General features: G+C 66.9%; 7 protein-coding genes. 1 reads left to right on the forward strand and 6 read right to left on the reverse strand.

From position 1 onward, the window contains the following. Positions 1-41: 41 nt before the first annotated feature. From F6Q13_RS13005 to F6Q13_RS13020, 4 genes are all read right to left on the reverse strand, one after another. Positions 42-2,111: an LCP family protein gene (locus F6Q13_RS13005; protein ID WP_293057008.1), complete on the reverse strand. Its 2,070-nt coding sequence runs from the start codon at positions 2,109-2,111 to the stop codon at positions 42-44. Positions 2,112-2,294: 183 nt separating this feature from the next. After that, entirely contained in the window at positions 2,295-3,485 is a 1,191-nt protein-coding gene (gene dusB, locus F6Q13_RS13010) for a tRNA dihydrouridine synthase DusB (RefSeq protein WP_293057010.1), read from the reverse strand. A 6-nt stretch (positions 3,486-3,491) separates the two neighbouring features. Beyond that, positions 3,492-4,505, reverse strand: a complete 1,014-nt coding sequence (locus tag F6Q13_RS13015) for an acyl-ACP desaturase (RefSeq protein ID WP_293057012.1) — start codon at positions 4,503-4,505, stop codon at positions 3,492-3,494. Between the two features lie 97 nt (positions 4,506-4,602). Continuing rightward, positions 4,603-5,187, reverse strand: coding sequence for a TetR/AcrR family transcriptional regulator (locus F6Q13_RS13020; RefSeq protein WP_293057014.1), 585 nt, complete (start codon positions 5,185-5,187; stop codon positions 4,603-4,605). Positions 5,188-5,259: 72 nt separating this feature from the next. Between F6Q13_RS13020 and F6Q13_RS13025 the strand changes: the two genes are divergently transcribed. After that, a complete protein-coding gene (locus F6Q13_RS13025; RefSeq protein ID WP_293057016.1) occupies positions 5,260-6,279 on the forward strand; it encodes an oxygenase MpaB family protein in 1,020 nt (339 codons plus the stop codon). A 12-nt stretch (positions 6,280-6,291) separates the two neighbouring features. Here F6Q13_RS13025 and F6Q13_RS13030 read toward each other — a convergent pair whose 3' ends face one another. Both F6Q13_RS13030 and F6Q13_RS13035 read right to left on the reverse strand, forming a co-directional pair. Continuing rightward, positions 6,292-6,492 carry a zinc transporter Slc39a7 gene (locus F6Q13_RS13030; protein ID WP_293057018.1) on the reverse strand — a complete coding sequence of 67 codons (201 nt, stop codon included), beginning with the start codon at positions 6,490-6,492 and terminating at the stop codon, positions 6,292-6,294. A 2-nt stretch (positions 6,493-6,494) separates the two neighbouring features. Then, entirely contained in the window at positions 6,495-6,884 is a 390-nt protein-coding gene (locus F6Q13_RS13035; RefSeq protein ID WP_293057021.1) for a metalloregulator ArsR/SmtB family transcription factor, read from the reverse strand. Positions 6,885-7,005 lie beyond the last annotated feature (121 nt).

The following is a 7,005-nucleotide window of genomic DNA, read 5'->3' on the forward strand; positions in this document are numbered from 1 at the left end:
ACGTTCTGTGAGCGTGTCGTGTATGTCTGCTGTCAATGCGGCTACTCGCAGACGTTGTCCGCGGCGTTGGTGATGGTTAAGTCGTCGGGCAGCTTGGTCGGCGTACTCTTGGGGGTGCGCTCGACCTGCACGCTGACCGTCGAACCGCTGGGGGGCGGAGCCTGCACCGACGAGAAGTCCGGGCCCAGGATCACCTGCACCACTTGCCCGATCCCGTTAACCTGCTGCACCTTCGATGTGGCCAGCGTCGACGCCACCGTTGCCGCGGCCTGCTCGTTGCCGGGCGCGAACCGCACCGTGGTGGAATTCAGCGATTTCGGATAGTCGTCGGGCGCCATGACGTTGAAACCCCGCTTCTCCAGTTCGCTGGTTGCCGTGGTGGCCAGACCCGACTTACCGGTGGAGTTGGAGACCTGCACGGTGATGTCCTGCGGCGCGGTCGCCACTGTCTGGACCCGTTCGCTTTGGGCTTGCGGGGCAGGACTTGCCGGAGCCGTTTCGGTGGGGGCCGGGGCCGACCGTGACGCCCGGACGTTCTGATCGTGCTCGCCGGGTAGCGGGTCATCGTTGATGATGGCGTCGAAAAGCGCCCGCATGTCGGCGGTGCGCGGTGGCTCGTCGCCGTTTTCGTCGGTCACGCCGGTGGGCACCGTCACGAAGGTGATGTGGCCGGCAGAGACCCCCTGCACCGACTGACCGAGGTCGACCAGGTCCTTGGTCTTGACGTTGTCGACGTAGCTGTCGCTGATGAACATGTCGACCACGTTGTTCAGCTTGCTCATCGAGAAGAAGGTGTCTTTGGAGATCAGCGACCGCAGCAACGACGACAGGAACAGTTGCTGCCGTTTGATGCGCCCGTAGTCCCCGTTGCTCTCGGTGGTGACATGGCGGGCGCGCACGTATTTCAGCGCCGTCGTCCCGTCGACAACCTGGTGTCCGCCGCGGTCGAGGATCGTGCCCAGCTCGTCGTCGCGCAGCGGCCCGGAAGTGCAGACCTCCACGCCGCCGAGTGCGTCGACCATCTTGGCGAACCCGGTGAAGTCGACCGCTATGAACCGGTTGATCGCCAGACCGGACAACTTCTGGATCTCTTTGACCAGGCACTTGGGCCCGCCGAAGGCGAAGGTGGAGTTCAGTTTCGTCTCGGTGTAGACGTAGCGGGGGCCGTATCTGCCGGTTTCCTCGTCGTAGAGCGGGCCGTAGGCGCCGGTGTCGGGGTTCCACGCTTCGCAGCGGATCGGCGTGATCGCCAGGTCGCGGGGGAACGAAACGGCGACCACGCGTTTGCGGTTCGCCGGGATGTTGACCAGCATGATCGTGTCCGACCGGGCGCCCCCGACGTCCTCGGTGTCGCCGGCGCCCATCTCGCCGTTGGCCCCGGCGCGGGAGTCGATGCCGACGATCAAAAAATTCTCGTCGCCGTACTGCGCCTGCGGATCAACGATGTCGTGCGAGTGCGGGTCCAGCGCGCTGACCGTGGTGAGCCGGTTGTTCTTCGAGGCGCTCCACTGCCACGCCCCGCCGGTCAGGGCCAGCGACAGCACGGCGATCAAGCCCGCCACCGCGCGCCCGGCCATCAACAGGGGACGACGCCCACGGTTGCGTCTCGCCGGCGGGGACTGCGCGGCATCCGGGTCGCCGACGATCCGCGCCGGCAACACCCGGCTCGGTGTCTGGGGCGCCACCGCGCTGCGTTCGGCCCGCGGATGGCCGGCGTCGCGCGGCACGCGGTGAGCAATGTCCAGGTCGGGCAACTCGGAGGCGTACGCTGTCGACGCCGACACGGCATAGGCGTGGTAATCCGGCTCGGTCGGCTCGGCGTGGGTGGCCGTTCGGCGGTGGCTGGTGCGACCCGTGGCGGAGGCGCCGAGCTTCGCGATCAGGTCGGCGACCGTCAGTTCGCCGTCGGTGTGAGAGCCGGTCGACTCGGCATCGGCGGGCTCGGGCTCCGGGGTCCACCGGTGAGCACCGGCGACCGGCACCGCTGCGAACCGTTCCCACGGCGCAATCCCCAGTGAGGCCCGCGTCGTGTCGGTGTGGCCGGGTGTCCCACGGCCGGCGTCTGGGCCGTGCCGACGCGCAGACGGGGCGTAAGCGTCGCCGTCGCTCATGGTCTAGCGGCCTCCGAAACTCTGATGAGCGTGTCCTTCGCATGCATCAGCGCAGCGCCGGCGTTGGCGGCGCCACAGGTTGGCGTTCCCCGAATCCGTCGGAGCGCGCAGATTTCACATGGTAACCAGCGGCAGGCGGAAACGCGATTTCGCAACCGTCTCGATTTAGTCGGAGCGCTCGATTCAGCCACCGGATCCCGCGATGTCCGCCAAAGCCGGCAGCGTGCAGTCGTCGCGGTCGGCGAGCCAGCCCTCGGGCAACGCCACCCGGGCCGGTGATCCCTGCCGGCCACGCGGCCCTGCGCCGACTGCCGGGAATTCCGCCGCGGCGTCGAGCTGCGCCAGCAAGGCATCCAGCTCGGCAAGGGTGTTGACCAGGGCCAACGCGCGCCGCAGCTCGGGTCCGGCGGGAAAACCGTGCAGGTACCAGGAGATGTGTTTGCGGATGTCGCGCATGCCTTTGTCCTCGCCGAAGTGGTCGGCGAGCAGCCTGCCGTGCCGACGGATGATATCGGCGACCTCGCCCAGGGTCGGCGGGGCGGGTGGCGGGCTTCCGGTGAAGGCGGCCGACAGCTCGGCGAACAGCCAGGGCCGGCCCAGGCAACCGCGCCCGATCACCACCCCGTCGCAGCCGGTGGTGGCCATCATGGTCAGCGCGTCGCTGGCGGTGAAGATGTCGCCGTTGCCCAGCACCGGGATGGTACGGACGTGTTGCTTGAGCCGGGCGATCTGCTCCCAGTCGGCGGCCCCGGAGTAGCGCTGGGCCGCGGTGCGGGCATGCAGCGCGACCGCGGACGCCCCCTCGGTTTCGGCAATGCGGCCGGCGTCGAGATGGGTGTGGTGCTCGTCGTCGATTCCGATCCGGAATTTGACGGTCACCGGGATGTCGGTGCCGGCGACGGCCCGTACAGCCGCCGCGACGATCTGGCCGAACAGCCGCCGCTTGTACGGCAGTGCCGCGCCGCCGCCGTGTCGGGTCACCTTGGGCACCGGGCAGCCGAAGTTCATGTCGATGTGATCGGCCAGGCCTTCGTCGGCGATCATCCTGGCGGCCCGGTAGGTGGTGGCCGGGTCAACGGTGTAGAGCTGCAATGAACGCGGCGATTCGCCGGGGGAGAACGTCGTCATGTGCAGGGTGGCCGGGTTCCGCTCGACGAGCGCGCGAGCGGTGACCATCTCGCAGACGTACAGCCCGCTGACCGTGCCGACCTTGGCCTGCTCTCGTGGCGATCGCAAGCGCGGCGGAGCCGGGCGCAGCGGGTCGCCACGCATCGAACCAAATTCGCGGCACAGTGTCCGAAATGCGACGTTGGTCACACCCGCCATCGGGGCGAGCACGACCGGGCTGGCGAGCGTGATCGAACCGATGCGCAACGCCGGCTACCGTCGGCTCAGGGTCAGCTTGCCTTTGGTGTCGTGCAGCTCGCGGGCGGTGACCTTCTTGCACGTGCGGGCTTCCCGCTCGAGTTGGCGTTTCTTGGACAGCTCGAACTTGTCGCAGGCCACCTCGAGTTCCCCCATCAGCACGGCGAGGTCGTCGCGGAGCCGGGCGGCCTCGCCGGTGAAGTCGTCGCGTTCGAAGATTCGCCACTTTTTCAGTACCGGCTTCACGACCTCGTCGAGGTGAATCCGCGGGTCGTAGACGCCGCCGACGGCAATCATCACCGCCTTGCGGCGGAACTCGGGCACCGTGAAGCCGGGCATCTTGAAGTTCCGCAGCACCCGGTGCAGCGCCTTCATGGCCTTATTTGGCGCGATCTCGAGCCCGGCTTCGCTGGTGTCGCGGTAGAAGATCATGTGCAGGTTCTCGTCGTGAGAGATCCTGGCCATCAACTGATCGGCGATGGGGTCCTCGCAGGCCTTGCCGGTGTTGCGATGCGAGACCCGGGTGGCGAGTTCCTGGAAGGTCACATACAGAATCGAGTCGAAGATGTTCTCGGCGAAAAGGTCGCCCTGACGGTTCTGGCCCGGGCTGAAGCCCCGGTTCACCACCTCGATGCGTAACTTCTCCAACTCGACCGGGTCGACTGCTCGGGTCACCACCAGGTAGTCCCGCAACGCGATCCCGTGCCGGTTCTCTTCGGCGGTCCAGCGGTTCACCCACTGCCCCCAGGCGCCGTCCATGCCCATGCTCATCGCGATCTCGCGGTGATACGACGGCAAGTTGTCCTCGGTCATCAGGTTCTGGACCATCGCCACCTGCGCGACATCGGAGAGCTTGGATTGCTCCGGGTCCCAGTCCTGCCCGCCCAGCGCGTAGAAGTTCTTGCCGTCCGACCACGGGATGTAGTCGTGCGGGTTCCAGTTCTTGTGCATGCTCAGGTGCCGGTTCAGGTTCTTCTCGACAACCGGCTCGAGTTCACGCAAAAGATCGAGGTCTTGCGGATCCGGCACAGCGCCTCCCGGTTATCTGTGTCCAGCAGTTCCAGTCAATATATCTGTGTACATCGGTATCATCAAGCTTTGCATCGGTGCGGGCGCGTCCTGCGATTCACGGTGTCGTCGCTGGGACGAGCAGCATCTCGACGCAGTAGTCGACGAACTGCTCGCGGGTGGCCCTCAGCCGGCCGTCCAGATAGGCAGTGAACAGCGCGGTCAGCCCGCCGATCAGGCTGATGGCTACCATGTGCTGACGCACCGGGTCGCCGATGCGGGTCAGCTTGCGCTGCAGCAGTTCGATGAAGCCGGGCATCCATTCCGCGCCGGAACGGACCAGCACCGGCTCCACCGTCGGAGCCAATAGCAGCACCCGCCCGCGCACCGGATCGTCGACCATCAGCCCGACGAATCGTTCGACGGCCTCCCGCGGCGTGGTGGCCGACATCAGCGCCGACATCGCCTGGGTGCACACGTCGTCGTACACGGCGCGGACGAATTCGTCACGGTCGGCGAAGCTTTCGTAGAAATAGCGTTCGGTCAGTCCCGCCTGGCGGCACACCGCACGCACGGTCAACGTCGGGCCGCCCGGGTCGCCGAGCAATTGCACCCCGGCAGCGACGAGCTCGTTCCGGCGCAGGGCCGCGCGATGCTCCAACGGGACATCCGACCAACGTCGCCGTTGTTGACCGGACGCCACGGGACTCCTAAGGTCTGGTAGTGACAACGCATGTAGTCAAGGCGTGTCGACGCCCGACAGGAAACCTCACCAATGACTCACGATACGTCTGAGGCCTACCCGCTGGCCAGCCAAGCCGCCGACCCCGATGCCGGGGTGGCGGCCGGCTGCCCGGTGTCCTCGCCGGGCTACGACGCCCCGCCGCGACCGCTCGGCCCCGACTCGCTGACCTGGAAATACTTCGGCGATTGGCGCGGCATGCTGCAGGGCCCCTGGGCAGGCTCGATGCAGAACATGCACCCGCAGTTGGGCGCGGCGGTCGAAGACCACTCGACCTTCTTTCGGGAACGCTGGCCGCGACTGCTGCGATCGCTCTACCCGATCGGCGGCGTGGTTTTCGACGGCGACCGTGCCCCGACGACCGCCGCCGAGGTGCGCGACTATCACATCGACATCAAGGGCATCGACGCCCGGGGCCGCCGCTACCACGCGCTGAACCCCGACGTCTTCTACTGGGCCCACGCCACGTTTTTCGTCGGCACCCTGCTGGTGGCCGATCGGTTTTGCGGCGGGATCACCGATGCCGAGAAGCGCCGGCTGTTCGACGAGCACATCCAGTGGTACCGGCTGTACGGCATGAGTATGCGGCCGGTGCCGAAGAGCTGGGAGGAGTTCAGGGTCTACTGGGACCACATGTGCCGCGAAGTGCTGGAGGACAATCGGGCCGCGCGCCAGGTGCTCGACATGACCGACTTACCGAAACCCCCTTTCGCGCAATGGATGCCAGATTGGCTGTGGGCCGTCCAGCGCAAGTTGCTGGCGCCGTTCTTCGTGTGGGTGACCGTCGGTCTCTACGACCCGCCGGTGCGCGAGCTGATGGGTTACACCTGGTCGCGCCGCGACGAGTGGCTCCACCGGCGCTTCGGCGACATCGTGCGGTTGGTGTTCGCGTGTGTGCCCCCGCGCTACCGTAAACATCCGCGGGCGCGCGCGGGGCTGGACCGGGCCAGCGGCCGGATCCCGGCTGACAGCCCGCTGGTGCACACACCGGCACGCAACCTGCCACCGGCTGACGAGCGCGACAACCCGAAGCACTATTGCCCCAGGGTCTGACGCGCGCTGCTCTCAGTGAGTATGGCCGTGGGCTTCCACCAGACCGACCTGATGCACGTGCGGATGGGTGTGCTCGGTGCCGTCCTCGTGGGCGTGGGGGTGTTCGTGCTCGACGTGGTCGTGCTGATGCTCGGTGTGCGGGTGGGCGTGGGTGACGCCGAAATGTTCGTGCTCGTGGCTGTGCGGTGCCTCGTGGGTGTGCGGTTCGGTCATGATCATCCTCTCGGGTGTCTGGTGGGTTGGGCGACGGCCTGCAACCCGGTCTCGTCGCGGTGATGCCGCGGAACCCCCGGGCCGGCGTGCTCGGCGTTGAACACGGCGTCAACCACGAGCTGGCGGACGTGGTCGTTTTCCAGGCTGTAGAAGATGGTGGTTCCGTCGCGGCGGGTTCGCACCAGACGGGCCATGCGCAGCTTCGCCAGGTGCTGGGAGACCGACGGCGCCGGCTTCCCCACATGCTCGGCGAGTTCGTTGACCGACATCTCGCTTTCGGCGAGCGCCCACAAGATCTGCACGCGGGTGGCGTCGGCCAGCATCCGGAACACCTCGACGACCAGGCTGACCTGGTCGTCCGGCAACCGGGCCGTCTCACTATTTGCATGCATACGCAGATAATTATGCAGGGTGCTGCGGGGTTGTCAAGGAATCGAGGACCAGACATGCCGCGGTGCTGATCGCCCCGCTGGCGGTCAGTGCAGGTACGGGAGAACACTGGTGCGGTAGAAG

Origin of the sequence: Mycobacterium sp. (genome assembly GCF_008709575.1) — a bacterium.
Classification (GTDB): domain Bacteria; phylum Actinomycetota; class Actinomycetes; order Mycobacteriales; family Mycobacteriaceae; genus Mycobacterium.

Coding starts and splice junctions, on each gene's coding strand:
- F6Q13_RS13025 (WP_293057016.1), top strand. CDS start 5,260: ATGACTCACGATACGTCTGAGGCCTACCCGCTGGCCAGCCAAGCCGCC.
- F6Q13_RS13035 (WP_293057021.1), bottom strand. CDS start 6,884: ATGCATGCAAATAGTGAGACGGCCCGGTTGCCGGACGACCAGGTCAGC.
- F6Q13_RS13005 (WP_293057008.1), bottom strand. CDS start 2,111: ATGAGCGACGGCGACGCTTACGCCCCGTCTGCGCGTCGGCACGGCCCA.
- F6Q13_RS13030 (WP_293057018.1), bottom strand. CDS start 6,492: ATGACCGAACCGCACACCCACGAGGCACCGCACAGCCACGAGCACGAA.